Raw genomic sequence first — 24,567 nt, forward strand, 5'->3', positions numbered from 1 at the left:
CGACATTGTGCGCATTCCGCAACCCCTCCGTTACCTGGGCTGTTGTTCAGGACACATCCGTCGGATAGCCTCAAACTCTGTGTGATTTTCGTTGACGGCTCAACAACTGGAGCAGACAGTCAACGTGGTCACACGCCGAGCCAGGAGGCGACATGAGCAGACCACGGAACCGTCAGCTCCGACCGGTCCCCGACGAGGAACCGCGGATGATGTTCCGGACGATTCACGGCTACCGACGCGCATTTCGGATAGCCGGCGAGGGTCCGGCAGTACTGCTCCTGCACGGAATCGGCGACAACTCGTCGACGTGGACCGAGATCATTCCCCACCTCGCCAAGAAGTACACCGTCATCGCACCTGACCTGTTGGGTCACGGCCGCTCCGACAAGCCGCGCGCCGATTATTCGGTAGCCGCGTATGCCAACGGCATGCGTGATCTTCTGTCGACGCTCGGCATCGAGCACGTCACCGTCATCGGGCATTCGCTCGGCGGCGGCGTCGCGATGCAGTTCTCCTACCAATTCCCACACATGGTGGATCGCCTCGTGCTGGTCTCGGCCGGTGGCGTCACCAAGGACGTCCACCCACTGCTGCGCCTCATGTCCGTTCCGGTGGTCAACGAGGTCGTCAAACTGCTCCGGATACCTGGCGCGATGCCGCTCGTCCGGATGGCCGGAAACCTTGCCGGTGTCGTTCACGGTTCGAATCTGCGCCCCGGCACCATGCTGCACGACACGCCAGACCTGATTCGAGTGCTCGCTGATCTCCCCGACCCCACTGCCTACGAGGCCTACCTTCGTACGCTGCGGGCAGTCGTGGACTGGCGCGGACAGGTCGTCACGATGCTCGACCGCTGTTATCTGACCGAGAATCTGCCGGTTCAACTGATCTGGGGCGACGACGACTCCGTCATTCCCGTCTCCCACGCTCACCTCGCGCACGCAGCGATGCCGAACTCACGTCTCGAAATCTTCCGCGGCTCGGGCCACTTCCCGTTCCGCGACGATCCGATGCGTTTCCTGCAGATCGTTGAAGATTTTCTTTCCAGCACCGCACCACTCGTCTTCGACGAGGCCCGCTGGCGTCACATGCTGATCTCCGGCGTCGGCGAGAACACCATCACGGGAACGTCGTCCACCCGCATGGCAGTGCTCGACGCCATGGGCTCGGACGAGCGAAGCGCAACCTGATCCGCGGTTGCGGCTAGCCTGTACGAGTGCTGCTGACGGAACTTCTCCCCGACAACGCGGATCCTGATTCCGTTTTCGACGCCTTCTCTTCGTGGACCCTCGAACGAGGTTTGACGCTCTATCCTGCCCAGGAAGAGGCCGTCATGGAGTTGGTCTCGGGTGCAAACGTGATCCTTGCGACGCCGACCGGGTCCGGTAAATCGATGGTAGCGATCGGCGCGCATTTCTATGCGATGTCGCTCGGCAAGCGCACCTATTACACAGCGCCGATCAAGGCCTTGGTGAGTGAGAAGTTCTTTGCGCTGTGTGAGGTCTTCGGTGCCGAGAACGTCGGCATGATGACCGGCGACGCCGCCGTGAACTCGTCGGCGCCGATCATTTGTGCGACGGCAGAGATCGTCGCGAATCTCGCACTGCGAGAGGGCCCGAACTCCGATATCGGCCAAGTCGTGATGGACGAGTTCCATTTCTACTCCGAACCCGATCGAGGTTGGGCGTGGCAGGTTCCGCTCATCGAGTTGCCGCACGCGCAGTTCCTCTTGATGTCGGCAACTCTCGGTGAGGTCGACTTCTTCTCCGAGGATCTGACGCGTCGCACCGGGAAGCCGACCACCGTCGTCTCCGGCACGGAACGCCCTGTGCCTTTGATGTTCTCGTACGCGACCACGCCGGTCGGCGAAACCATCGAAGATCTGGTGACCACCAACCAGTCCCCCGTCTACATCGTGCATTTCACGCAGGCGGCCGCGCTCGAGCGCGCCCAGGCACTGACGAGCGTCAACTTCTGTTCCAAGGCCGAGAAGGAAGCGATCGCCGAAGCGCTGGGCGGTTTCCGCTTCACCACGGGGTTCGGAAAGACACTCTCGCGCCTGGTCCGGCACGGCATCGGCGTTCACCATGCTGGCATGTTGCCCAAGTACCGACGGCTCATCGAAGTTCTCGCGCAGGACGGGCTTCTCAAGGTGATTTGCGGTACCGACACTCTGGGCGTCGGAATCAACGTCCCGATCCGCACAGTGCTGCTGACCGGTCTCGCCAAGTACGACGGCGTCCGCACACGGCATCTGAAGGCCCGCGAGTTCCATCAGATCGCCGGCCGCGCGGGTCGTGCAGGCTACGACACGATGGGCACCGTTGTCGTCCAGGCACCGGAACACGAAGTGGAGAATCTGCGGGCAGTCGCCAAGGCCGGCGACGATCCGAAGAAGATCAAGAAGATTCAACGCAAGAAGGCTCCCGAGGGGTTTGTGTCCTGGAGCGAAGCGACGTTCGACCGCTTGGTCGCGGCATCGCCCGAACCGTTGGTATCGCGATTCTCGGTCAGCAACTCGATGCTGCTCAATGTCATTGCCCGCCCGGGCAACTGCTTCGACGCGATGCGGCATCTGTTGGAGGACAACCACGAATCGCGTCCGGCGCAACGCAAGCACATCCTCAAAGCGATCTCGCTGTATCGCGGATTGCTCAGCGCCGGCATCGTGGAACGCCTCGACGAACCCGACGAGTACGGCCGCATGGCTCGGTTGACGATGGACCTGCAACGCGACTTCGCCTTGAACCAGCCACTCTCACCGTTCGCCTTGGCGGCATTCGAACTTCTCGACGTCGAATCCGACAGTTACGCACTCGATGTCGTCTCGATCATCGAGTCGACGCTCGACGATCCGCGTCAGGTTCTGATGGCGCAGCAGCACTTCGCACGCGGCGAAGCGGTGGCGCAGATGAAGGCGGACGGCATCGAGTACGAGGAGCGCATGGAGCTTCTCGAAGAGGTCACCTGGCCGAAACCGTTGTCGGACTTGCTGTTCCCGGCTTTCGAAATGTACCGGGGTGGCCACCCGTGGATCACCGAGTTCGCCCTCTCCCCCAAGTCCGTGGTGCGCGACATGATCGAACGCGCCATGACGTTTGCCGAATTGATCAGCCATTACGGACTTACCCGGTCCGAGGGCCTCGTCCTGCGCTACCTCGCCGACGCCTACCGCGCGCTGAGGCAAACCGTCCCGACCGAAGCGCGCACCGAGGAACTCGAAGACATCATCGAGTGGTTGGGCGAGCTGATCCGTCAGGTCGACTCGAGCCTGCTCGACGAGTGGGAGTCACTCACCGACCCCGGAGCCGAGGCAGACACGGAAGAGGTTGCGTTCGGCGCCGACATTCCCCGTCCCATCTCGGCGAACCCGCGCGCATTCCGCGTCATGGTGCGCAATGCGATGTTCCGACGCATCGATCTCGCGTCGCGTCGACAGTGGAACGAGCTGGAAAACCTCGAGGACGGTATCGAGGCCGCCGAGTGGGAAGAGCAACTACTGCCGTACTTCGAGGAGTACGCAACCATCGGAACCGGGCCGTCGGCGCGCGGTCCGGCGCTCTTCCAGGTCACTGAGGACGGAGAGTTCTGGCGGGTGCGGCAGGTGCTCGAGGATCCGGAGGGCGATCACGGATGGGCGCTGCTTGCCGTCGTCGACATCCCGGAATCGGATGCGGCGGGTGAAATCGTGTTCGACGAGCTGAGCGTCGTAGAAGGCTAGCGCCTGTGCGCCTTTCCGGTAGTCATCGCTACCGGAAAGGCGCACAGGGGGGCGTCAGCCCCTTCGAGCCTTCCGCGGCTGGTTACGACGCGCAGCGCGCTTTTCCTTGATGCGAACGTTTTCGGCCCGCACGTCGGCCTGAACAGCGCGTTCCTTTTCGAGCCAATCAGGCTTCTCTTCGAGGAGTGCGGCGATCTGATCCGTGGTGAGTGCTTCTTCGACGCCGCCGCGGGCCAGGCCGGCGATCGATACGCCCAGTTTGGCGGCGATGACCGGGCGAGGGTGCGGTCCGGTGCGTCGCAGCTCCAGCAGCCACTCCGGCGGATCGGTCTGCAGAGCAGTCAGCTCGTCACGAGTCACGTCGCCTTCCTGGAACTGCGCAGGTGTTGCTTCCAGGTACACACCCAGCTTCTTGGCAGCCGTCGTCGGCTTCATCGTCTGGGGAGTTTTGTTCGACGTCATGCAACAAGAGTAACCAGCCGATACGGGTGCTTTTACCAAGGCGGTAGCCTTGCCTGGTGACAGACGCGGATAGTCAGGCAATTTTTCGACTCGCGTACGCCCCGGGGGTGACGCCCACCAAGTGGGTCCGGGTGTGGCACGAGCGGCTCCCCGAGGTGCGTCTGGAACTTGTTCAGTTCCCGGTTCTCGAACTCGAAGCTGCACTTCGCGCAGGTGAAGCAGATGCAGGGTTGGTTCGCCTGCCGATCGACCGGACCGGCATCAGCGCCATCTCGCTGTATGCGGAAACCCCGGTGGTGGTGGTACCGAAAGATCACGTGTTCACTACTGTCGATCAGATTTCCGTCGACGATCTGGCCGACGAGATAGTGCTCGATCCTCTCGACGACAGACTCGACTGGCCGACCCGTCCCGGAAAGACCGCCGCCGAGCGACCCGCGACCATCGCCGACGCCATCGAGTTGGTGGCCGCCGGCGTCGGAGTTGTCGTGGTTCCCCATTCGCTGGCGCGGTTCCACCATCGCAAGGACCTGACCTTCCGTCCGGTGGACGGTGCGCCCGAGGCTCCTGTGGCTTTGGCATGGATGGAGTCCAAGACCACAGATCTGGTCGAGGAACTTATCGGCATCGTGCGGGGCCGAACGGCGCAGAGTTCCCGCGGCCGAAACGGTGAGCCGGCGGAGAAGATCAAGGGCTCCGTCAAGGCCAAGATCGCGGCCCGCGAGCGTCGCGCAGAAGCTGCCAAGAACGGGCAGAAAGCTAAGGGCGCCGGCACCGCAAAGAACATATCCGGACGCAACGCCGGTTCCGGTAAGGCCAAGGCGGGCGGCAAATCAGGCAGCGGCAAGTCCGGTGGGACCAAGAGTTCGGGTGGCCGGTTCTCCGGAAAGCAGAAGGGCCGCTAGGGCTTTCACACAACCCCCTCGACCGCGAGGACGATGACGCACCCCTCGAGGTCGGGTCATCTGGCATGCTCTATCCTCGATTCACTGTGATCTCGCAGATGAATTCGGGGGGATTCGTTCATGGGTGTGGATACTTTTTCAGCTGATCCAGCCGAATTGGCAAGTGCTGCGGAGGGGCTGACGGCATCTGCCGAGGAACTCGGTGGATTCTCGGCTTCGGAGGCCGCTACCGCCGCATCGGCCGGAGCCGCCGGGTCGGCGTTCGCTGCAGCCATAGCCGACAACGTCGTCACCGTCGACGAACTCGGCCGCGCGATCGGTGCGGGGATCACTGCTACCCGCACGAAACTGGAAAACTCCGCACGAGTGTTCGCCCGGGTCGACATCGCCAACGGCGCACGGATCGAGGATTCGGGAGACGTGCGATGACACTGTCGATCTCGCAGATCCGATCCTGGAATCTGGACGCCCTCGACAACTACGCCGGCTCCCTGGGCCGCGGACATGACGTATTCGACAGCAACGTCGACATCGCGCACCGCATCATGGACACCGCAACCAGCGATTGGAGCGGCAGCGCGGCGACCGCAGCATGGGATTCGGCAACCCAGCAGCATGCCTTCGGGCGAGACGCCGTCGCGATAGTCGGAGACGCCGGGCGCTGTGTCGCAGCGCAATCGGCAAACCTCCGGTACACCCGCGAAACACTGGTCAGCCGCGTCGACGACGCGAGCGCCGACGGTTTCACCGTCTCTGACGACGGTTCCGTCACCGCGACGCCCGCAACTCTGGCGAGCACAGATCCGCGCGGGGTAGAAGCCCGCCTCGAATATCACTCGTGGCGCATCGGCACGGCACTCACGGACGTCGACGAGACTGACGCGAGCGCCGCCAGAATCCTTACGGAGATCACCGCCGCAGGCACCTCGCTCATCGACCGCAAGGCCGATTTCGGGATCCCCGATGCAGCGTCGACCACCCCTTCACATCACGTTCGGTTCGATGGTCAGGGAGCCCACGACTCCGACATTCTCGCGCAGTCCCCGGGCGCAACACCCGAGAGCGAGGCGGCCAAGCAACGGTTGATCGCCGCGACGACTTTCACTCCGGAACAACAAGCGCAACTTGCTGCCGGCGGGCCCGTGGTCGTCGACCCGGAACAACTCGCCTACCTACGTGAGTTCTACGCCGATACCAACCTCGACGAGCTGAAGAATATCGGTGCAGGAGCCGAAGGATTCCGCACGGTCAACTTCCCCGATGCGAATGTCCCCGCCGACGCGCGAATCCCCAGCGCCCTCGCCTCGGGCATGTTCACCGTCTCCAATCCCAACGTCACCGACGGCAACGGCAACGCGGGCAGCCTCGACAACCTTCCGCCAGACGTCCGCAGAATCTTCAGCGACCCCGCGTACAGCTCGCAACTCCAACCCGGTGGGTACTCCACCACCGTGAACGTCAACCATTTCGACGATTCGAATGCACTCACGGACATACTTCAAAATGCAGACCCGGCGACGCAATCCGGCAGCGCTTTGAGTTCTGCACTGCTCGATCGCAGCGCAGATCTCGCCCCTCTCCAATCGCAAACTTCATCGAGCGCCCCGATGCGATTGGTCTTCGACGACGACGGCCAGCCCGTCAGCAACGATGAGCTCGACTCCAGCCTCACCAAAGCCCTCGACGTTGCCACTCGGGACATACCTTCGAACGCCGACTTCCTCACCACCCCTGCTCATCAGGACGACGTGGTGAATCTGTTCACCCGCGAATGGAACGATGACGGACGAGCCGTCAGCGGCCTCACCGATTGGATCGGACCCGACGCCACCAACTCCAACCCAGCTGTTGCCGAACGGGCCGGCGCCTCTGCCCTTGCGCTCGCCCACAATCTCGCCGACAACAAAGGTGCCTACCTCGACATCGCCGGCCTGGACAACAGATCCATCGGAGAAGTGAATCCCGCGTTGACGCAATCCATTGGTTCCGCGGTGACCCCGTACATCGGGAATCTCGTCGGATTGGAACCCGATCAAACCGGTACCCTCGGTTTCGAAAATCTCGATGCCTACGACGACAGATTCGCCAATGCAAAATCGGTGATCGCGATCATCGACAGCGACCCCCACGCAGCCGCAAGTTTCAATGCGAACATGCTCGGAGCCGCGGGCCAACTCCAAGGGACCTTCGTCGAAACCAGCATGAGCGGAGACATCGCCGCGGGTTCTTCGCAATATGCAATATATGCGGGACGCGTCCAGGCACTGATGGACGGCGCTCTGGAGGAAGAAGCCTTCAACCGAACCGGTGACGCTGCGGCGGCGCAACAGGACATCATCAGCAGACGTGGGAAAACATACGACGAACTCGGTTGGCTGATTTCCGGCGGTGCCGCCATGATCCCAGGCTTCGGACCACCGACCAGCGTTGCAGTCAGCATGCTGGGAGTCGAACTCAAAGATCACGTCCTGGGCTCCCCGGTCGAAGTTCCTCCGGCACAACTCAACTTCACAGACCAGAGTTCGGCTTCGACGACCCTTCTCGATTACCGATTGGTTCAGGCACTCGACAACGCCTACGGAAGAAAAGACTTCGAGCAACTGAACGGTTTTCGAGTCAATGGCGATCCGAGCGAATCCCTCAGACCAGTCGATCTGGAGACCCTGGGTCTAAACGGCAAATTCGACAGCACGCTGCAGGACTATTTGACGTTTCGGGGATTCAATCGCGATACGTTCATGACCAACATGAGAGACGGACTCGACGATGTCGGATAGATTTCCTGCGTTTACAAGGCGAAACCACCGCGCCGCAACCGCTCTTGCACTGGCATTCAGCATGGGATCATGTATCGCGGGTTGCGCGGCACCCAACTCAACCGAAAACGTCAGCGCCACAACCACGCCCGCCGCGTCAAACGTCTATGTACTACCGAGCTACATGACCGACTATCACAACCAATGGCTCGCAGACCCCGGCATCGACCTCTTCAGCGAAGAGGCCACCATAATCCGAGCATTCATAGAATCCGACTACATCGTTGACAGTGGTGGCGATCGCAGCGACGCCTACCACGGGTTCTCGAGAATCACTGCGAACACTCGTGGAACGGTCTCGAGCGATCGCCGCTACGGAGAACCCGCAGACACACCACCACGCGTCTACCGAGGTACCAGCATCAACCGGATCTTGAGTATTCAAACAATTCCCGCCGGATACCCTGGCGATTCGACCGTCGTCGCTTACGCCTGCTCCGACGCCTACGATACCGATTACGACGGCCGCAAACCGGATTCGTCGCGACTCCCGAGCAGTAGTTACGAGATCTGGATGCACAACACCGCTTCTACGGCTACCCCCTACCCTCGATTCGAAGGGCCCCGCAATGCACCGGAAGGGGACGTCTTCGGCGGCTGGATCGTCGACAAATTCACCAGCTCCACCAGCGACCGTGTGCAACAGGAGACTTGCTCTGACTGGTTCAAATCGCGTCACGACGGGAATCGACTCCGGATGAGCACCGACTTCGCCCCACCCCTCGTCCTCCCCAACTACCCCGGCTGGCCAGAAGATGCGGCCCGGTAGGGGCCAGGGCAACGGTGCCGCGCCCAAATCTGACCAAGTCAGGACCTCAGCGGCGCTGCCGGACGCATGATGGAGTGATGACGGTCGAAAATTCGTACGCCTTGGACGAACTTGTAGCGGCACTCCCCGAGGGAGCCGTCCTGCTGGATCCGGATGTGACCGCGGGCTACCGCCAGGACTGGGCCGCCGACCCGACCGCCGGCCATCCCGCTGCCGTGGTTCGCGCAACGTGCACCGAAGACATCCAAACAGTGATGCGCTGGGCAACCGCCAACCGCGTACCGGTGGTTCCCAGAGGTGCCGGCTCGGGCCTTTCCGGTGGATCCAGCGCCGTCGACGGTTGCATAGTGGTCAGCACCGAGCGAATGCGACAGATCACGATCGACCCGGTCGCCCGTGTGGCGGTTACGCAGCCCGGTTTGATGAATGCCGAGGTCAAGAAAGCAGCCGCAGAGCACGGACTCTGGTACCCACCTGACCCGTCGTCCTTCGAGATCTGTTCCATCGGCGGCAATGCAGCCACCAACGCCGGCGGACTCTGCTGCGTCAAGTACGGAGTTACCACCGACTACGTTCTCGGACTCCGGGTCGTGCTGGCAGACGGGACAGCGGTCAGCCTCGGAGGTCCACTTCTCAAGGACGTCGCCGGACTCTCCCTCACCAAACTGTTCGTGGGCAGTGAGGGAACTCTCGGCATCATCACCGAAATCACGTTGCGTTTGATTCCCGCGCAGCCGCCCGCATCAACCGTCGTCGCGTCGTTCGACTCGGTACAAGAAGCTGCGGACGCGGTCTTGGCGATCACCAGCAACATGCGTCCGGCGATGCTCGAGTTCATGGATCATGCCAGCATCAATGCCGTCGAGGATTCGGTACGCATGGGTCTGAACCGCAAGGCTCACGCACTGCTGCTCGCGCAGTCCGACGCACCCGGCGCGGCAGGCGTGCTGGAAATCGAGACGATTGTTCAGGCGTGCGAAAACAACGGAGCCACCGAAGTATTCGCCACCGATGACCAGGCCGAAGGTGACGCTTTTGCGGCGGCACGGCGGGCAGTGTTCCCGGCAGTGCTCGCGATGGGAAGTCTGCTTCTCGAAGACGTGGGCGTTCCCATGCGCGCACTCCCGCAGCTGGTAACCGGGGTCGAAGCCATCGCAGACGACCTCGACGTCCTGATCTGCACGGTGGCGCACGCCGGAGACGGAAACACACACCCGCTCATCGTCTTCGACCCCGCAGACCCGGACATGTCCGAACGCGCACAGATCGCATTCGGACGGGTGATGGATCTCGCCATCGCGCTCGGCGGCACGATCACCGGCGAACACGGGGTCGGTCGACTCAAGCGCGACTGGCTGCCGTCACAGTTGGGTGAAGACGTCATGGCCCTCAATCGCAAGGTCAAGGATGCGCTCGACCCGCTGGGAATTCTCAATCCCGGAGCCGTCATTGCCGTGAAAGAAGGCTCTCTCGACTAGCTTTCACGTCGACGTCGAACGAGTTACGTCATCGAGGAACCGTCGGGCTGACCGAACGGACCAGCTCGGCCAGCTGACGGAATCCTTCTGCTCGGCCACTCGACGAGCGGAACACGACGCCGATCGTGCGACCTGGAGCCGGCGAGGCGAAATGCGCCGTCGACAAGTCCCCGCGTCGAACCTCCACGGCAACAGCCGATTCCGGGACCAAAGTCACCCCGAGTCCCCCGGCCACACATTGCACGACTGTCGCGAGAGAGGTAGCCCGCGTGTCGCCGGCAAGCGGATGGGCGTCTACCGAACGGCACAGATCCAACGTCTGGTCGCGCAGGCAATGGCCGTCGTCGAGCAAGAGCAACGGCAGCGCGTCGAGCACGTCCGCCGTGAGATCGACACGTCCGGCCAAGGAATGATCGTTCGGCACGACCATCACGAAATCCTCTTCGTACACAGGAACTTCCACCAGGCCAGGTGTTCCGGCAGGAAGCGCCAACACCGCGACGTCGAGCGCTCCCGATCGCAGGGCATCCAGCAAGCGCGCCGTTTGATCCTCGACTATTTGCGGCGCCAACGACGGTAGCTTCTCGCGCAGCTCCGGCAACAACCCCGGAAGAATGTACGGCGCAACGGTCGGGATCAACCCGATGCGTAGCGGTCCGGTCAGAGAGTCGCCGGAGCCGGCCGCGCTCGCGACGAAACCGTCGGCAGCCTCGAGGATTTGCTTCGCCTGACCGAGCAAGCGCTGTCCGTCCGCGGTCACGAGCACGCGCCGCGTACTACGTTCGATCAGTTTGACCCCTAGTCCCGCCTCGAGAGCCGCCAGCGCCTGCGACAGTGTGGGTTGGCTCACACCGGAACGTGCTGCGGCAGTACCGAAGTGCCGGTACTCGGCCACCGACACAAAGGCACGCAGCTGTGACAAGGAAGGTTGATAAGTCTGATCAGACATGCCTATCAGTGTAGTGCCACCCATCACCTTTACCTTTTGAACGGTTTGATGCAGAATGGACTCATACCAAAAAGCGCCGGTCACAACCTCGACACTCCAGTCGAAACCGTCCGACCCGCTGACGGTGACAAACCCTCTCGATCCAGCACGTTCGGCCGTCACAGTCCGAACAGCCGGATCGTGTGCGCAAGAAATTCCTGTTCACGAGACACGTAGGAGAATGAGACACATGGCTCTGCTCACAATCGGCGACCAGTTCCCCGCTTACAACCTCACGGCTGTCATCGGCGGCGACCTGTCCAAGGTCGATGCCCAGCAGCCCGATGACTACTTCACCACCGTCACCAGTGACGACTACGCAGGCAAGTGGCGCATCGTCTTCTTCTGGCCCAAGGACTTCACCTTCGTGTGCCCCACCGAGATTGCTGCATTCGGCAAGCTCAACGAAGAGTTCGCAGACCGTGACGCTCAGGTTCTCGGCGCTTCCGTCGACAACGAGTTCGTGCACTTCCAGTGGCGTGCACAGCACGAAGAGCTCAAGACCCTCCCCTTCCCGATGCTCTCGGACCTCAAGCGCGAGCTTGCCGAGGCCACCGGCGTCCTCAACGCCGACGGCGTTGCAGACCGCGCGACGTTCATCGTCGACCCCAACAACGAGATCCAGTTCGTCTCCGTCACAGCCGGTTCCGTCGGCCGTAACGTCGACGAGGTTCTCCGCGTCCTCGACGCTCTCCAGAGCGACGAGCTGTGCGCATGCAACTGGAAGAAGGGCGACCCGACCATCAACGCCGGCGAGCTCCTGACTGCGAGCGTCTGAGTATGAGCGTCGAGAACCTCAAGAACTCGCTTCCCGAGTACGCGAAGGACCTCAAGCTCAACCTGAGTTCCATTGCGCGCACGACGGTCCTGAACGAGCAGCAGTTGTGGGGAACGCTCCTCGCAACGGCCGCAGCCACCAAGTCTGCGTCCACGCTCAAGGAGATTGCTTCCGAGGCGGCCGACAACCTGTCGGCAGAGGCGTACAACGCCGCTCTCGGCGCAGCGTCGATCATGGGCATGAACAACGTCTTCTACCGCACCAAGGGCTACCTCGACGGTAAGTACGACGACCTTCGTGCCGGCCTGCGGATGAACATCATCGGCAACCCGGGCGTCGACAAGGCCGACTTCGAATTGTGGTCGCTTGCAGTGTCCGCGATCAACGGCTGCAACCACTGCCTCGAAGCTCACGAGAACACCCTCCGCCAGGAAGGTGTCGACCGCGAGGTCATCTTCGAAGCGATCCGCGCCGGTTCCATCGTCGCGGGCGTCGCACAGGCTGTCGAAGCCAACGAGATCCTCTCTGCCGCACAGGTCTGATCACTCGGACCTGAGTGCAGTTCGAAAAGCCCTCCCCACCGTGAAGGTGGGGAGGGCTTTTCGCGCGCTAGGGTGGACCGATGGGTATCGAGGTGAGTGTGGTCCGGGTCTTCACGGACGAGAACGGCAAGCACGGGAATCCGTTGGGAATCGTCGACGCGTCCACGGTTGCAGAATCGGATCGACAAGCCGTCGCGAAGGAACTCGACTACAGCGAGACCATCTTCATCGACGTTCCGGATGACGGCGCCTCACGTGCGCGGGTCCAGATCTTCACTCCGGCAGCAGAACTCCCCTTCGCCGGACACCCGACCGTCGGTGCCACGTGGTGGCTGGGCGAACAGGGCCGTCGCGTGAGCGCCCTCGACGTTCCTGCCGGCAGTGTCGACGTCCGCCAATCCGGCGCTTTGACGTGGGTACGCGCGCGTGCCGAATGGGCACCGGAATTCGCGATCTATCCGATGGACACGGTCGACGACGTCATCGACGCAGATCCGTCCGACTACGAGGCGGATCATTCGTATCTGTGGGCATGGCAGGACAAGCTCGAAGCTGCCATCCGCGCACGCATGTTCGCACCGGTGATGGGAATCGCCGAGGACGAGGCGACCGGATCTGCAGCGCTGCGCATCACGGACCGATTGAGGAAATCACTGCTCATCACCCAGGGACGCGGATCGGTGCTTCACACCACCTTCTCTCCGGAAGGGTGGCTCGAAGTCGGCGGCCGCGTCGTCGCCGAGCCGTCACGAACCTTGTGAGTACCCGGCGGGATTGCGTCCGGCCTCGAGGTCACGTGCGCTGAGTGACACCGAGATCTCGTCACCGAGCGCAACTCCCGGCGCGAGGGGCAACTGATCTCCACTCCAGAACTTGCCCGGATCGAACCAGTTGATACGACGATTACCGACAAGCAGACCCATCGCCTCATAGGTCTTGGCAACCACTTCGGCGCAATAGGCGCTCTCGACGGCCACTGCGGACACGTCGGACTTCTTGCGCAGCTTCGGGATTCGGCCTCCGAACCAGCGTGAGGCAAGCTTCGCCGTCGACGGGAACGGCGTACCGTCCAGCCGTGCGATCGTCTTGAGCAGAGCGTCTTCCTGCTCCCGGGTGACTTCGTGGTCGAGCTGGCGCAACCATCCACGCTGCCCGTACTTGGCGCCCCAGACCTGAACCGCCGATCGCAGATCGTGCAGTTGGACACCACGCTGGAAGCGTCCGGTCCACATGTCCTGCAGCGAGTGACCGAGTTCCGCATGCCACATCAGCGGCGGAAGGTCGTCGATCACGACCGACATTCCGACGTGGTTGACCGGGCTGTTGGTCAGCGTCTGGATGGCCCGGTCCGCCGTCGACTCTCCGCGGAAGATCCAGATGTCGCCCGTGCGGGTCGCCGCGGCGGCCTCCTCGAGACTCACCTGCGAAAGCAATCGTCGGTCCATGCCTCTAGCGTAGAGGGATGAAACTCCCTACTCCTCTGCGCGCCTCGCACGTTTGGAAACTGGTCGGCCTCGCCGGTGCAATGGGCGTTGCCGCCACCGGGGTTCTCGTTGCGCGCGGCGAACGCCAGCGTCGGGCCTACTCTCCGGACGAAATTCGCTCGGTACTGCACGAGCGGTACACCCAGGCCTACGCCAAGCAGTCGGAACAAGAGGTTCTGGAACTCGAACCTGCACCCAACGCTGTGCGGCGCCGAATCGAGAAACTCTTCCGGCGCCGCAACTGAACTCATCCGAGAGCTGCGAGGATCCCTGCTGCCATCTCCGCGACCTGATCGTCGGTCATGACGAACGTCGGCGAAATCTGCATCGCACCCTGACCCGCCGCGCGACCCGAAATACCGTGCTCACGCAACGTCTTCACGAACGGCAACGCCTCCGCCGGATCAGCCAACTGCACCGCAGCGACCGCACCCAGTCCACTACGAACCTCCGCCACCCGCGGATGCTCGGCCAACGGCTGCAGATGCGTATGCAACGACGCCTCCAGACGCTTCGACTCCCCAAGCAAATTCTCACGCTCGAGAATGTCGAGGTTCGCCATCGCCGCCGCAGCAGCACCGGCATGCCCGCCATACGTGTAACCATGACGCCACCACGAACCCGCATAGAACGGCTCCGCCACCCGCGGCGCGATGAACACCGCACCCATCGGAACGTAACCGGACGTCAAACCCTTTGCCGTGGTCATCATGTCGGGCTGCAAATCGAAACGAGTAGACGCGAACCACTCGCCGCCGATACGACCGAAACCGGTCACGACCTCGTCGACGACAAACAGAATGTCGTGCTCGCGGCAGATGTCGCGCACCTCGGCCAGGTACCCCTCCGGCGGAAGATACACCCCACCGGCACCGATGATCGGCTCCGCGAAGAACGCGGCGATCTTGTTCGCACCGATCCTCTCGATCAACTCGAGCAGACTCTTCGCATCATCCCAGCCGACCGTGGCCGCATCCGCCATCAGCTCGCCGTAACCCTCACGGTTCACCGGAATACCCGCCAGAGCTGTTCCCGCAACATGCATTCCGTGGTACGCCTTCTGACGACCGACGATGATCGCCTTCTCCGGCTGCCCCACCTCGTGCCAGTACCGGCGAGCGAGCTTCGCCGCAGTGTCCACCGAATCCGAACCACCCGAAGTGAAAAAGATCTTGCTCCCGGCAACCGGCGCGATCGTCGCCAACCGCTCCGCCAACACCTGCGTGGTCTCGGGAACAAAATCACCGAAGTTGGAGAAATGAGCGATCTTCGACAACTGAGCCGCCACCGCATCCGCGATCTCCGTGCGCCCGTGCCCGACATTGGTGAACCACAGGCCCGCCGTCGCATCCAGATACCGAGTGCCCTCGCGGTCCCAGATGTACGCGCCCTCACCGCGAGAGACGACAAACGCGCCGTTCTTCTCCACAGCGCCCATGTCCGCGAACCCGTGCCACAATGCCGAAGCCATCATTGTCCCCTTCGAATACAAACGATGCTGGTGTGCAAACGATGTGCTGCGACTATATCGACACCGGGAATCGGCGCACGACGGCGCTCGCCGGGCACAGGCATTTCCGGGTACACACGTAATCTGTCGACCATGACTTTTGCCGACAATCTCGCCGCACTGCCCACCATCGATCATCTGGCCGCCATCGAGGTACTCGACGCCGACGGAACCGTCATCGACACCGTCGAGAACAAGCCCGGAAAGTCCGGCTCGGTCAAGGTGTACAACCATCTCGCTCAGGTCTACGGCGCGCTCACACCCGAAGCCGCCTCGGCAGGACTGACGATCTTTGCCGAACACACCGAGGACGCGCGGGCGAACCCCGGTAAGCACCCGAACGTGGACCGCCTCGAGCAGGTGCTCGCCTCCGGCAATCCACTAGGACTTCGCAGCGTTCCGTCCGCGTAGCCCGGCTCCCAGCCGTCCGACGGCATTGACCGCCAACGCCATCAGGGCCATCGCGATGCCCAGTACGACAAATCCGATGAACAGGGCCAGATAGCCCTGGTGGCGAGGATCCATGAACGGATACGGATACCAGTCGACGATCGGCCCTCGAATCAACGTGTACACCGCGTAGATCACTGGAAACAGCAGCCACTGCAGCGAGCGGATTTCGGAGATCCTGTGCCTCGAAGCGAAGAACACCCAGTCGAGGAGCATCACCAGCGGAAGAATGCGGTGGAGCGCCGAGTTGATCCACGCGTCGTTCAAATTGACGTCGATATTCGCCAGTAGAACGGCGTAGATGATTCCGGTGATCACCATGTAGAGCGTCACCGCACCGCGAACCGACTGCCATGTCCGAGACTGCGGATCCCGAAGGGCGCCGACCAGCAATACGATCACCGCAAGGATGTTGCTCTCGATGGTGAAGTAGCTCAGATAGTTCGACAACGAGAATCCGTCGGCGTTTCGAATCGGAATCCACAGCAGCGCCGTGAGTCCGTAGAACGCGAACAACAGGCGAAGTACTCGCACGGCAACAGGCGTCGACGCGACCGGTGCAGCAGCCTCATTTGCGGTATTTGTCGTCACTGGTCGATATTTGCACATCAAAACGATCTGCGAGCGGTAGTTGTGAACGCGTTCGATAGGCTGTCATCAGCATGTCTACAACACCACCGGCCCCACTCTCCCCCAAGCGGAGTGACCTGAAGAGCGCGCTGGCGCAGGTCTCACTCCGCGACGAGAGTCGACTCCGTCGCAAACTCGACCGTGCCCGCACACCAGACGCTTTGGTGGCGCTGGCCGAGGAAATTGAAACGGCGCGCACACGGTTGGCGGCACGATCCGCCAATGTTCCCGCAGTCTCGTATCCGGAAGCTCTGCCCGTCAGTCAGCGCAAGGACGACATCGCGACCGCGATCTCGGAGAATCAGGTTGTCATCGTCGCCGGCGAGACCGGCTCGGGTAAGACAACTCAGATCCCGAAGATCTGTCTCGAACTCGGACGTGGCGTCCGCGGCCTGATCGGACATACACAGCCTCGCCGGCTGGCAGCACGCACCGTTGCCGAACGTATCGCCGAAGAACTCGACACCGAACTCGGCGACGCCGTCGGATACACCGTGCGGTTCACCGACCAGGTCTCGGACCGCACCTACGTCAAGCTCATGACCGACGGCATTCTCCTCGCCGAAATTCAGCGCGACCGTATGCTCCGACGCTACGACACGCTGATCATCGACGAAGCGCACGAACGCAGCCTCAACATCGACTTCATCCTCGGTTACCTGGCTCAGCTGCTCCCCCGCCGACCCGATCTCAAGGTCATCATCACGTCGGCGACCATCGATCCCGAGCGCTTCGCCAAGCACTTCGCTGTCGACGGTAAGCCCGCGCCGATCGTCGAGGTATCCGGGCGAACATTCCCCGTCGAAATGCGTTACCGGCCACTGACCGTCGAGTCCGGCGACATCACCTTCGACCGCGATCCCGTCGACGCGGTCTGCGAGGCGGTCGACGAGCTGAGCGCGGAGGGCGAAGGCGACATCTTGGTCTTCCTCTCCGGCGAACGCGAAATTCGCGACACCGCAGACGCTTTACGCGATCGGCGTCTTCGCAACACCGAAATCGTCCCGCTGTACGCGCGGCTGTCTGCTGCCGAGCAACACAAAGTGTTCTCGCCGCACACCGGCCGACGCGTCGTCCTTGCCACCAACGTGGCCGAGACCTCGTTGACCGTTCCCGGCATTCGGTACGTCGTCGATCCGGGAACCGCGCGCATTTCGCGATATTCGGTGCGCACCAAGGTTCAGCGGTTGCCGATCGAGCCCATTTCGCAGGCGTCAGCTCGTCAGCGGTCCGGGCGTTGCGGCCGCGTCGCCGAAGGAATCTGCATCCGACTGTATTCCGAGGAGGACTTCGAGTCACGGCCGGCGTTCACCGAGCCGGAGATCCTGCGGACCAATCTCGCATCCGTCATCTTGCAGATGACGGCCCTCGGTCTGGGCGACATCGCCGCCTTCCCCTTCGTCGAACCGCCGGACCAGCGCGCCGTCAAGGACGGAATCGGACTGCTCGAAGAACTCGGCGCCATCGCGCGAGGTTCCGAGGCAAGCCACCCCGAACTGACGCCGGTCGGCCGCGAGCTGGCCCAGATTCCGGTGGATCCGCGGATGGCACGAATGCTGGTGGAAGCCAAGAACAACGGTTGCCTTCACGAAACCCTTGTCATCGTCGCGGCGTTGTCCATCCAGGACGTTCGCGAACGGCCCGCCGAGTTCCAGCAAGCCGCCGACGAAAAGCACGCCAGGTTCAATGTCGAGAATTCCGACTTCCTGGCATACCTGAAACTGTGGGACTACTTACGCGAACAACGTAACGACCTGTCCTCCAACCAGTTTCGCAAGATGTGCCGCAACGAGTTCCTGCACTGGCTCCGCATCCGCGAATGGCAGGATCTGCACGGGCAACTCCGGCAGATCACCCGCGGCCTCGGCTGGACCGTGGGTGAGACACCCGCAAGCGAGAACGCGATCCATCAGTCACTCCTCGCCGGTTTGCTCTCACACATCGGGCTACGCGAGGGCGAGAAGCGGGACTACCTGGGCGCCAGGGGCAGCCACTTCGCGATCTTCCCCGGATCGGGACTGTTCAAGAAACCACCACGCTGGGTCATGGCCGCCGAACTCGTGGAAACGTCGAGGCTGTGGGCGCGCATGTCCGCGCGTATCGAACCCGAGTGGGCTGAAAAACTCGCCCCGCACCTGGTGAAACGGACCTATTCCGAACCTCACTGGTCCTCCAAGCGCGGTTCGGCGATGGCATACGAGCGGGTCACTCTCTACGGAGTTCCCCTGGTGACAGGCCGCGCAGTGACGTACTCACGAATCGATCCCGAGGCCTCTCGCGATCTCTTCATCCGCCATGCGCTCGTGCAGGGCGAATGGCAGACGAACCACAAGTTCTTCCACGAGAACCGCGCACTCCTCGACAACGTCGAGGAACTCGAGAACCGCGCGCGCCGACGCGACATCCTCGTCGACGACGAAACCCTCTACGAGTTCTACGACGAACGTATCGGCCAGGAAGCCGTATCCGCCAAGCATTTCGACCAGTGGTGGAAGACCGAGCGGCGCAAGAATCCGAGTCTGCTGACTTTCACGCCGGAAACGGTGGTCAACTCCGACGCGGCTGCAGTACTGGGCGGCGAGTACCCGGACGCCTGGCGCCAGGGCGACATGCAGTTTCCGCTCACTTACCAATTCGAGCCCGGAAAGGACGACGACGGCGTCAGCGCGCACATCCCGGTCGGCCTGCTTGCGCAACTTCAGCCGGTCGGCTTCGACTGGTTGGTCCCCGGTATGCGCGTCGATCTGGTTACTGCTCTGATCAAGACGTTGCCCAAGAACATCCGACGCGCTGTCGTGCCCGCACCTGACTACGCCGCCGCAGCATTGGCAGCAGTCAAACCTCGATCCGAGCCGTTGATGACCGCAATGGCCCGCGAACTCTCGCACTTGGGCGGGATCCAGATCGACGCCAAGGACTTCGATCCCGCCGCGCTGCCCGACCATCTTCGGATGACATTTGTCGTCGAGGACGAATCGGGCAAGGTTCTCGCGAAGGGTAAGGATCTGGCGCAACTACGACGCACGCTCGCCCCGCGCGTACAGAAGGAAGTGGCCAAGGCGGCAACCGGTACGGAACGGGCAGCGGCAACCGTCTGGACATCCGAAACGCTCGGCGCACTGGAACCGACCATTACTCGCTCCATCGGCGGACAGCAGGTAACCGGCTACCCAGCACTGGTGCCGGAAAACGGCGGAGTTGCCGTTCGTGTCCTGAGTACGCCGGCTGCGCAGGCGCAGGCGATGCGGGAAGGCACTCGGGCGCTTCTTCTCGCGGCCGTTCCCACCCAACTCAAGGCCGTGACCGCCGGCTTGTCGAACACTCAGCGTCTGGCTCTCGGCCAGAATCCGGACGGCGGCTTGGAGGCCCTCGTCGAAGATTGCCGGGTGGCAGCTGCCAACGAAGTGATAGCTGCCCACGGCGGACCGGTACGCACGCCTGAGGCGTTCGACGCCCTGGTGAAGATCGCACGCTCCGAACTGGCCGGACGCGTCTCCGCGATCCTGCGCATGATTGTTCCGATCCTCGAACAAGCACACCAACTGAGCGTCGTTCTGGACCGCTCCCGCGGCGAAGCAGCAGACGACGTCCGAGAACAGTTGACCTCACTGCTGTTTCCGGGATTTGTCGCCGAATTGGGCTCGGCCCGCCTACGCGATTTGCCGCGGTATCTTGCCGCAGCAAAATTCCGTCTCGAAGCTCTACCCGCAAGTGCACAACGAGATCAGCAGGCGATGGACGTCCTCGACCGGGTGTACGCAGCGTACGACCGGTTGTTGAGTTCACTTCCCGAAGAGCGTCGTACTGCTCGAGATGTCGACTCGATCAGCTGGATGATCGAAGAACTGCGCGTGAGCCTGTTTGCGCAGTCCCTCGGTACACCCACACCGATTTCCGAAAAGCGAGTCCTGAAAGCTATCGAAGCGATCAAGCGTTGACGTTCGGCGAGAATTGCGCGATCAGTAGATTGTCTGAATGTTGACGTTGGTGAGGAAACCACCAAAGGTGGCAACAGTGTTGGCGAACCCGAGGGTTACCAGGCTGTTCACGACTCCGAGAACTGCAACTAAGTTCATAACGCCTCCGTGAAGATCCGAGATGCGGACGAACGTACTTGGTCGACACTAAGCGAATAACTTGCCCGATTTGTTCGATTGTTCGCTTTGTGTTCTCAGCGTTACCTACGGCCGCTTTGTGCTCTCAGCGTTATCTAAGGCAAAGGCCTCAGTCGACGGAAACGGTCTCGGCGCCGGAAGCCTTGTCGGCAGCACGGGTCTCGGCATGTTCGCGCATGTCGGTGATCTCACGTTCGAAATCCGCGGCAGAACTGAAGGACTTGTACACCGATGCGAATCGCAGGTATGCAACCTCGTCGAGATTTCGAAGCGGATCGAGAATCGCGAGCCCTACCTCGTTGCTGGGAATTTCGGCAGAACCCGAAGCACGTACGGCATCTTCGACCTGTTGGGCCAGCAAATTCAGCGAATCGTTGTCCACTTGGCGGCCCTGGCATGCGCGACGCACTCCTTTGACCACCTTTTCTCGGCTGAACGGCTCCGTCACGCCGCTGCGCTTCACAACCGAGAGAACTGCCGTCTCAACCGTGGTGAATCGGCGGCCACACTCGGGGCACGAACGGCGCCGCCTGATCGCCTGGCCCTCGTCGGCCTCGCGCGAATCGACCACTCGGGAATCAGGGTGCCGGCAGAACGGGCAATGCATCGGGGTTCCTTCGTTGTCGCCGAAATGGCCGCAACTCAGATTCGCTACCGACTGCAAATCCTCCGACGATTTACAGAGCAGATCCACGTACTCAACGCGACCACCCGAGGTGGTGGGACTGTCAAGTGGACAGCTTACTCGCTGTGAACCGACTGCTCTCACGCTCGGTACGCCCCCGCCTGGCACGGGGTACGGTCAGCGGCCCGAGGCCGGCACGATCAGCGTTTGCCCAACGGACAGTCCGGAACTCGACATCGCATTGAGATCCATGATCTGCTCGATCACCGAGCCGACAGCCTGGCCAGGCGCAACCTTGGCAGCAATATCACTGAGGGATTCACCCGCAGCAACACGAACCACTTCGGTCGCACCGTTTGTCGCAGCGACATCACCACTCGACAAAGCGCCGATCCCCACCAACGCCAACACTGCCAGTGCAGTGAATACGGCGCCAAGGAACACTGTCTTCCAACTGACGTCCTCGGCAGCCACTTCATGTTCGACCCGTGAGACACCGACTCTGTTTCGGTGCGCGAAACTTCCTCCGTACGGGCGTGACGAATCGTGCTCGCCGTCCCACCGGCGAGGAGATTCACGCAATGAACGCGAACCTGAAACCGCGCCCACCGCCGGAACACGACGAACGACGGCCGCCTGCGGTTCGTTGTCGACATTCCTGGCCACGCCCCGCATTTCGGCCGTGCCGCGCCGTTCGAACGACACACCGTCAGCGTCGGATCCACCATCGGGCCCATAGAACGAGGGGTGGTACTTCAACGCCGACGTGCCGTCGAAACCAATCGCGTCGTCACCAATCGCGTCGTCGAAAACCCTGTTGCTTCTCAGTGCTGCGTTACCCATCGTGACCTCCGCTGGTCGACACCGATCGATGTGTTCGATCATGCGTTCGATGGAACGCATGTTCGAATTTCTACCACGCCTGGACGACAATGTCTCTACTTCAAGCGACACGAATCGAACAGATGTTTGAAACCGCGAGCAAATCCGGCTAGATTCGTGTCAGACCACACAGCGGGAATTGCGAAAGCCTCCGTGTTTGTCGACAGCTCGAATGTTGGCAGGAGGCACCGACAGGTTTCTGCGCGATTTGCACCAGGCACTTTTTCAGACACAGCTTTTTCAGACACAGCCTTTACAGACACGACTTCTTCAGACACGACTTCATCAGACACGGAGGCAACAGGCCATGAAGGACGATCGCTCCAGCACAGCCGCGGAGGCAGGAGCTTCTGCAGTTCCGTCTCCGTCGAGCGAGACGCTCACCGAGCGTCAGCGGCGCGTTCTCGAAGTCATCCGCGATTCGGTGACGGAGCGCGGGTATCCGCCGAGCATTCGCGAGATCGGTGATGCGGTGGGGCTCACCTCCACGTCGTCGGTCGCACATCAACTGCGAACGTTGGAGCGCAAGGGCTTCCTTCGACGCGATCCCAATCGCCCTCGTGCAGTCGATGTTCGAGGTCTCGACGAGGTTGCGGCCGATACCGCCATCGCGTCGGTGTCGAAGCATTCCGGCGAGTACAACAGTGCCGACCCGCTACCGGAGCCGGCGTTCGTCCCCATCCTGGGTCGCATCGCTGCCGGCGGACCGATCCTTGCCGAGGAAGCGGTAGAGGACGTGTTCCCACTCCCCCGCGAACTCGTCGGCCAGGGTTCGCTCTTCATGCTCAAGGTTGTCGGCGAGTCGATGATCGATGCAGCGATCTGCGATGGCGACTGGGTTGTGGTCCGTCAGCAGAACGTGGCGGAGAACGGTGACATCGTGGCCGCCATGATCGACGGCGAAGCCACCGTGAAGACGTTCAAGCGTACGAAGAAGGAGGTGTGGCTGATGCCGCACAACGAACTCTTCGAGCCGATTCCCGGCAACAACGCCGTCATCCTGGGCAAGGTTGTCACCGTCATGCGGAAGATCTGAGTTCGCTCGCACCCTCGATCACAAGACTCTGGGCCCCGGCATCAGCCGGGGCCCAGAGTCTTTTCGTGACGATCAGCGGTCCATCACCCGAATCAGAGATTCAGCGAACGTCCGATGATCTCCTTCATGATCTCGGTTGTGCCACCGTAGATGGTCTGCACACGAGAGTCCATGTACGCCTTTGCAACCGGGTATTCCTTCATGTAGCCGTAGCCTCCGTGCAGCTGGAGGCAGCGGTCGATGAGCTTGACCTGGGCTTCGGTGGTCCACCACTTCGCCATCGCAGCTTCCTGCACGGTCAGCTTCTCGGCATTGAGCTGCTCGATGAACTTGTCCACCAGGATGCGCACTGCCGTGGTCTCCGTTGCCAATTCGGCCAGTACGAATCGGGTGTTCTGGAAGCTGCCGATCGACTTGCCGAATGCCTTGCGGTCGCGGCAGTACTGGATCGTGCTCTCGAGAACCGATTCCATTGCGGCAGCGGCAACGACGGCGATCGAGAGTCGTTCCTGGGGAAGGTTCTTCATCAAGTAGAAGAATCCCATTCCCTCCTCGCCCAGCAGGTTGGCAGCGGGAACGCGTACGTCGGTGAAGCTGAGTTCGGCGGTGTCCTGAGCCTTCATGCCGATCTTGTCGAGGTTGCGTCCACGCTCGAAGCCAGGCATGTCCCGCTCGACCACGAGGAGGCTGAAGCCCTGAGCACCCTTGTCGGGGTCGGTGCACGCGACAACGATGATGATGTCGGCGTTGATTCCGTTGGTGATGAAGGTCTTCGAACCGTTGAGGACCCAGTGGTCCCCGTCGCGAACCGCTTTCGTCTTGATGCCCTGCAGGTCGCTACCGGTACCCGGTTCGGTCATCGCGATCGCCGAGATCAGCTCACCCGACGCGAATCCGGGTAGCCAACGCTGCTTCTGCTCCTCGTTGCTCAACTCCAGGAGGTACGGTGCCACGACGTCGTTGTGCAGCGTGAAGCCGATACCGCTGAACCCACCCTTGGTGGTTTCCTCGGTGATGATCGCGTTGTAGCGGAAATCCTTGACACCGCCGCCGCCGAATTCCTCAGGGACCGCAGTTCCCAGGAAGCCCTGCTTTCCGGCCTCGACCCAGACGTCACGATCGACGATGTTCTGCTCTTCCCACTTCTCGTGGTTCGGTGCCACGTGCTGTGCCAAGAACTTCTGGTACGACTCCCGGAAGAGTTCATGTTCCGGTTCGAACAGGGTGCGCTCCACGCCGACTCCTTGCAATTCGATATATGGCACTTCAGTGATGTACCCGCTGGGGATATACCCGCTGGGGTGTATTCGCTGAGACTGGGCACGCCGAAGTGCGCGGGCCCACGTCACTGCCTCCGACGGTAGAACCTGTTGCGA

22 protein-coding genes are annotated in these 24,567 nt (G+C 61.9%); 14 read left to right on the forward strand and 8 right to left on the reverse strand.

Annotated features, from left to right (window positions below; all coding sequences use genetic code 11):
* The first annotated feature begins 152 nt into the window (after nucleotides 1–152).
* The gene (locus H351_RS18805; RefSeq protein WP_019748230.1) at nucleotides 153–1,190 is read left to right on the forward strand and encodes an alpha/beta fold hydrolase; all 1,038 of its coding nucleotides are present in this window, start codon (nucleotides 153–155) and stop codon (nucleotides 1,188–1,190) included.
* 26 nt (nucleotides 1,191–1,216) lie between these two features.
* Entirely contained in the window at nucleotides 1,217–3,721 is a 2,505-nt protein-coding gene (locus H351_RS18810) for a DEAD/DEAH box helicase (RefSeq protein WP_020907550.1), read from the forward strand.
* Nucleotides 3,722–3,775: 54 nt separating this feature from the next.
* Here H351_RS18810 and H351_RS18815 read toward each other — a convergent pair whose 3' ends face one another.
* Nucleotides 3,776–4,183, reverse strand: a complete 408-nt coding sequence (locus H351_RS18815; RefSeq protein WP_019748228.1) for a DUF5997 family protein — start codon at nucleotides 4,181–4,183, stop codon at nucleotides 3,776–3,778.
* A 56-nt stretch (nucleotides 4,184–4,239) separates the two neighbouring features.
* Here H351_RS18815 and H351_RS18820 point away from each other — a divergent pair, with 56 nt between their 5' ends.
* The 5 genes from H351_RS18820 (at nucleotide 4,240) to H351_RS18840 (ending at nucleotide 10,151) form a co-directional block, all read left to right on the forward strand.
* Complete coding sequence (locus tag H351_RS18820) at nucleotides 4,240–5,088, forward strand: LysR substrate-binding domain-containing protein (RefSeq protein ID WP_003942255.1); 849 nt, start codon at nucleotides 4,240–4,242, stop codon at nucleotides 5,086–5,088.
* Nucleotides 5,089–5,208: 120 nt separating this feature from the next.
* A complete protein-coding gene (locus H351_RS18825) occupies nucleotides 5,209–5,517 on the forward strand; it encodes a type VII secretion target (protein WP_021334291.1) in 309 nt (102 codons plus the stop codon).
* Entirely contained in the window at nucleotides 5,514–7,865 is a 2,352-nt protein-coding gene (locus tag H351_RS18830; protein WP_029255253.1) for a TPR repeat domain-containing protein, read from the forward strand. Before H351_RS18825 ends, H351_RS18830 begins: the two co-directional genes overlap by 4 nt.
* Nucleotides 7,866–8,028: 163 nt before the next feature.
* Nucleotides 8,029–8,673, forward strand: coding sequence for a hypothetical protein (locus tag H351_RS18835; RefSeq protein WP_029255252.1), 645 nt, complete (start codon nucleotides 8,029–8,031; stop codon nucleotides 8,671–8,673).
* Between the two features lie 77 nt (nucleotides 8,674–8,750).
* Complete coding sequence (locus tag H351_RS18840; protein ID WP_029255251.1) at nucleotides 8,751–10,151, forward strand: FAD-binding oxidoreductase; 1,401 nt, start codon at nucleotides 8,751–8,753, stop codon at nucleotides 10,149–10,151.
* A gap of 28 nt (nucleotides 10,152–10,179) precedes the next feature.
* On the opposite strand, the gene H351_RS18845 is transcribed toward H351_RS18840, so the two are convergent.
* On the reverse strand, nucleotides 10,180–11,100 hold the full coding sequence (locus H351_RS18845; protein ID WP_020907545.1) for a hydrogen peroxide-inducible genes activator: 921 nt from the start codon (nucleotides 11,098–11,100) through the stop codon (nucleotides 10,180–10,182).
* A 229-nt stretch (nucleotides 11,101–11,329) separates the two neighbouring features.
* Here H351_RS18845 and H351_RS18850 point away from each other — a divergent pair, with 229 nt between their 5' ends.
* From H351_RS18850 to H351_RS18860, 3 genes are all read left to right on the forward strand, one after another.
* On the forward strand, nucleotides 11,330–11,917 hold the full coding sequence (locus tag H351_RS18850; RefSeq protein WP_003942119.1) for a peroxiredoxin: 588 nt from the start codon (nucleotides 11,330–11,332) through the stop codon (nucleotides 11,915–11,917).
* Between the two features lie 2 nt (nucleotides 11,918–11,919).
* Nucleotides 11,920–12,459, forward strand: coding sequence for an alkylhydroperoxidase, AhpD family (ahpD, locus tag H351_RS18855; protein ID WP_003942122.1), 540 nt, complete (start codon nucleotides 11,920–11,922; stop codon nucleotides 12,457–12,459).
* Between the two features lie 80 nt (nucleotides 12,460–12,539).
* Entirely contained in the window at nucleotides 12,540–13,220 is a 681-nt protein-coding gene (locus tag H351_RS18860) for a PhzF family phenazine biosynthesis protein (RefSeq protein ID WP_003942237.1), read from the forward strand.
* Here the strand turns inward: H351_RS18860 and H351_RS18865 are convergent.
* The gene (locus H351_RS18865; protein ID WP_019748222.1) at nucleotides 13,206–13,904 is read right to left on the reverse strand and encodes a hypothetical protein; all 699 of its coding nucleotides are present in this window, start codon (nucleotides 13,902–13,904) and stop codon (nucleotides 13,206–13,208) included. The two genes, H351_RS18860 and H351_RS18865, sit on opposite strands and share 15 nt — an antisense overlap.
* A gap of 17 nt (nucleotides 13,905–13,921) precedes the next feature.
* Between H351_RS18865 and H351_RS18870 the strand changes: the two genes are divergently transcribed.
* Nucleotides 13,922–14,188, forward strand: coding sequence for a hypothetical protein (locus H351_RS18870; protein ID WP_007732799.1), 267 nt, complete (start codon nucleotides 13,922–13,924; stop codon nucleotides 14,186–14,188).
* Nucleotides 14,189–14,190: 2 nt separating this feature from the next.
* Here H351_RS18870 and H351_RS18875 read toward each other — a convergent pair whose 3' ends face one another.
* Entirely contained in the window at nucleotides 14,191–15,414 is a 1,224-nt protein-coding gene (locus tag H351_RS18875) for an aminotransferase family protein (RefSeq protein WP_020907543.1), read from the reverse strand.
* A gap of 132 nt (nucleotides 15,415–15,546) precedes the next feature.
* Here H351_RS18875 and H351_RS18880 point away from each other — a divergent pair, with 132 nt between their 5' ends.
* On the forward strand, nucleotides 15,547–15,864 hold the full coding sequence (locus H351_RS18880; protein WP_020907542.1) for a DUF2322 family protein: 318 nt from the start codon (nucleotides 15,547–15,549) through the stop codon (nucleotides 15,862–15,864).
* On the opposite strand, the gene H351_RS18885 is transcribed toward H351_RS18880, so the two are convergent.
* Complete coding sequence (locus tag H351_RS18885) at nucleotides 15,835–16,512, reverse strand: Pr6Pr family membrane protein (protein WP_020907541.1); 678 nt, start codon at nucleotides 16,510–16,512, stop codon at nucleotides 15,835–15,837. The genes H351_RS18880 and H351_RS18885 overlap by 30 nt on opposite strands.
* Nucleotides 16,513–16,565: 53 nt before the next feature.
* Between H351_RS18885 and hrpA the strand changes: the two genes are divergently transcribed.
* Nucleotides 16,566–20,471 (forward strand): ATP-dependent RNA helicase HrpA, encoded by a 3,906-nt coding sequence (hrpA, locus tag H351_RS18890; protein WP_021333610.1) that lies wholly within the window; start codon nucleotides 16,566–16,568, stop codon nucleotides 20,469–20,471.
* 286 nt (nucleotides 20,472–20,757) lie between these two features.
* Here hrpA and nrdR read toward each other — a convergent pair whose 3' ends face one another.
* Both nrdR and H351_RS18900 read right to left on the reverse strand, forming a co-directional pair.
* The gene (nrdR, locus tag H351_RS18895) at nucleotides 20,758–21,255 is read right to left on the reverse strand and encodes a transcriptional regulator NrdR (protein ID WP_020907539.1); all 498 of its coding nucleotides are present in this window, start codon (nucleotides 21,253–21,255) and stop codon (nucleotides 20,758–20,760) included.
* Between the two features lie 195 nt (nucleotides 21,256–21,450).
* Complete coding sequence (locus H351_RS18900) at nucleotides 21,451–22,176, reverse strand: LysM peptidoglycan-binding domain-containing protein (protein ID WP_029255249.1); 726 nt, start codon at nucleotides 22,174–22,176, stop codon at nucleotides 21,451–21,453.
* Nucleotides 22,177–22,462: 286 nt separating this feature from the next.
* Between H351_RS18900 and lexA the strand changes: the two genes are divergently transcribed.
* Nucleotides 22,463–23,191, forward strand: coding sequence for a transcriptional repressor LexA (gene lexA, locus H351_RS18905; RefSeq protein ID WP_020723648.1), 729 nt, complete (start codon nucleotides 22,463–22,465; stop codon nucleotides 23,189–23,191).
* A 92-nt stretch (nucleotides 23,192–23,283) separates the two neighbouring features.
* Here the strand turns inward: lexA and H351_RS18910 are convergent, their stop codons facing one another.
* Nucleotides 23,284–24,426: an acyl-CoA dehydrogenase family protein gene (locus H351_RS18910; RefSeq protein WP_019748214.1), complete on the reverse strand. Its 1,143-nt coding sequence runs from the start codon at nucleotides 24,424–24,426 to the stop codon at nucleotides 23,284–23,286.
* Nucleotides 24,427–24,567: the final 141 nt, after the last annotated feature.

Source organism: Rhodococcus erythropolis R138 (genome assembly GCF_000696675.2).
GTDB classification, from domain to species: Bacteria; Actinomycetota; Actinomycetes; order Mycobacteriales; family Mycobacteriaceae; genus Rhodococcus_F; species Rhodococcus_F erythropolis.

What these genes read in the sequence shown, in the direction of transcription:
- H351_RS18805 (WP_019748230.1), top strand. Translation starts at nt 153, where the DNA reads ATGAGCAGACCACGGAACCGTCAGCTCCGACCGGTCCCCGACGAGGAA.
- H351_RS18815 (WP_019748228.1), bottom strand. Translation starts at nt 4,183, where the DNA reads ATGACGTCGAACAAAACTCCCCAGACGATGAAGCCGACGACGGCTGCC.
- H351_RS18825 (WP_021334291.1), top strand. Translation starts at nt 5,209, where the DNA reads ATGGGTGTGGATACTTTTTCAGCTGATCCAGCCGAATTGGCAAGTGCT.
- H351_RS18830 (WP_029255253.1), top strand. Translation starts at nt 5,514, where the DNA reads ATGACACTGTCGATCTCGCAGATCCGATCCTGGAATCTGGACGCCCTC.
- H351_RS18835 (WP_029255252.1), top strand. Translation starts at nt 8,029, where the DNA reads ATGACCGACTATCACAACCAATGGCTCGCAGACCCCGGCATCGACCTC.
- H351_RS18840 (WP_029255251.1), top strand. Translation starts at nt 8,751, where the DNA reads ATGACGGTCGAAAATTCGTACGCCTTGGACGAACTTGTAGCGGCACTC.
- H351_RS18845 (WP_020907545.1), bottom strand. Translation starts at nt 11,100, where the DNA reads ATGTCTGATCAGACTTATCAACCTTCCTTGTCACAGCTGCGTGCCTTT.
- H351_RS18850 (WP_003942119.1), top strand. Translation starts at nt 11,330, where the DNA reads ATGGCTCTGCTCACAATCGGCGACCAGTTCCCCGCTTACAACCTCACG.
- ahpD (WP_003942122.1), top strand. Translation starts at nt 11,920, where the DNA reads ATGAGCGTCGAGAACCTCAAGAACTCGCTTCCCGAGTACGCGAAGGAC.
- H351_RS18860 (WP_003942237.1), top strand. Translation starts at nt 12,540, where the DNA reads ATGGGTATCGAGGTGAGTGTGGTCCGGGTCTTCACGGACGAGAACGGC.
- H351_RS18865 (WP_019748222.1), bottom strand. Translation starts at nt 13,904, where the DNA reads ATGGACCGACGATTGCTTTCGCAGGTGAGTCTCGAGGAGGCCGCCGCG.
- H351_RS18870 (WP_007732799.1), top strand. Translation starts at nt 13,922, where the DNA reads ATGAAACTCCCTACTCCTCTGCGCGCCTCGCACGTTTGGAAACTGGTC.
- H351_RS18875 (WP_020907543.1), bottom strand. Translation starts at nt 15,414, where the DNA reads ATGGCTTCGGCATTGTGGCACGGGTTCGCGGACATGGGCGCTGTGGAG.
- H351_RS18880 (WP_020907542.1), top strand. Translation starts at nt 15,547, where the DNA reads ATGACTTTTGCCGACAATCTCGCCGCACTGCCCACCATCGATCATCTG.
- H351_RS18885 (WP_020907541.1), bottom strand. Translation starts at nt 16,512, where the DNA reads ATGTGCAAATATCGACCAGTGACGACAAATACCGCAAATGAGGCTGCT.
- hrpA (WP_021333610.1), top strand. Translation starts at nt 16,566, where the DNA reads ATGTCTACAACACCACCGGCCCCACTCTCCCCCAAGCGGAGTGACCTG.
- nrdR (WP_020907539.1), bottom strand. Translation starts at nt 21,255, where the DNA reads ATGCATTGCCCGTTCTGCCGGCACCCTGATTCCCGAGTGGTCGATTCG.
- H351_RS18900 (WP_029255249.1), bottom strand. Translation starts at nt 22,176, where the DNA reads ATGCGTTCCATCGAACGCATGATCGAACACATCGATCGGTGTCGACCA.
- lexA (WP_020723648.1), top strand. Translation starts at nt 22,463, where the DNA reads ATGAAGGACGATCGCTCCAGCACAGCCGCGGAGGCAGGAGCTTCTGCA.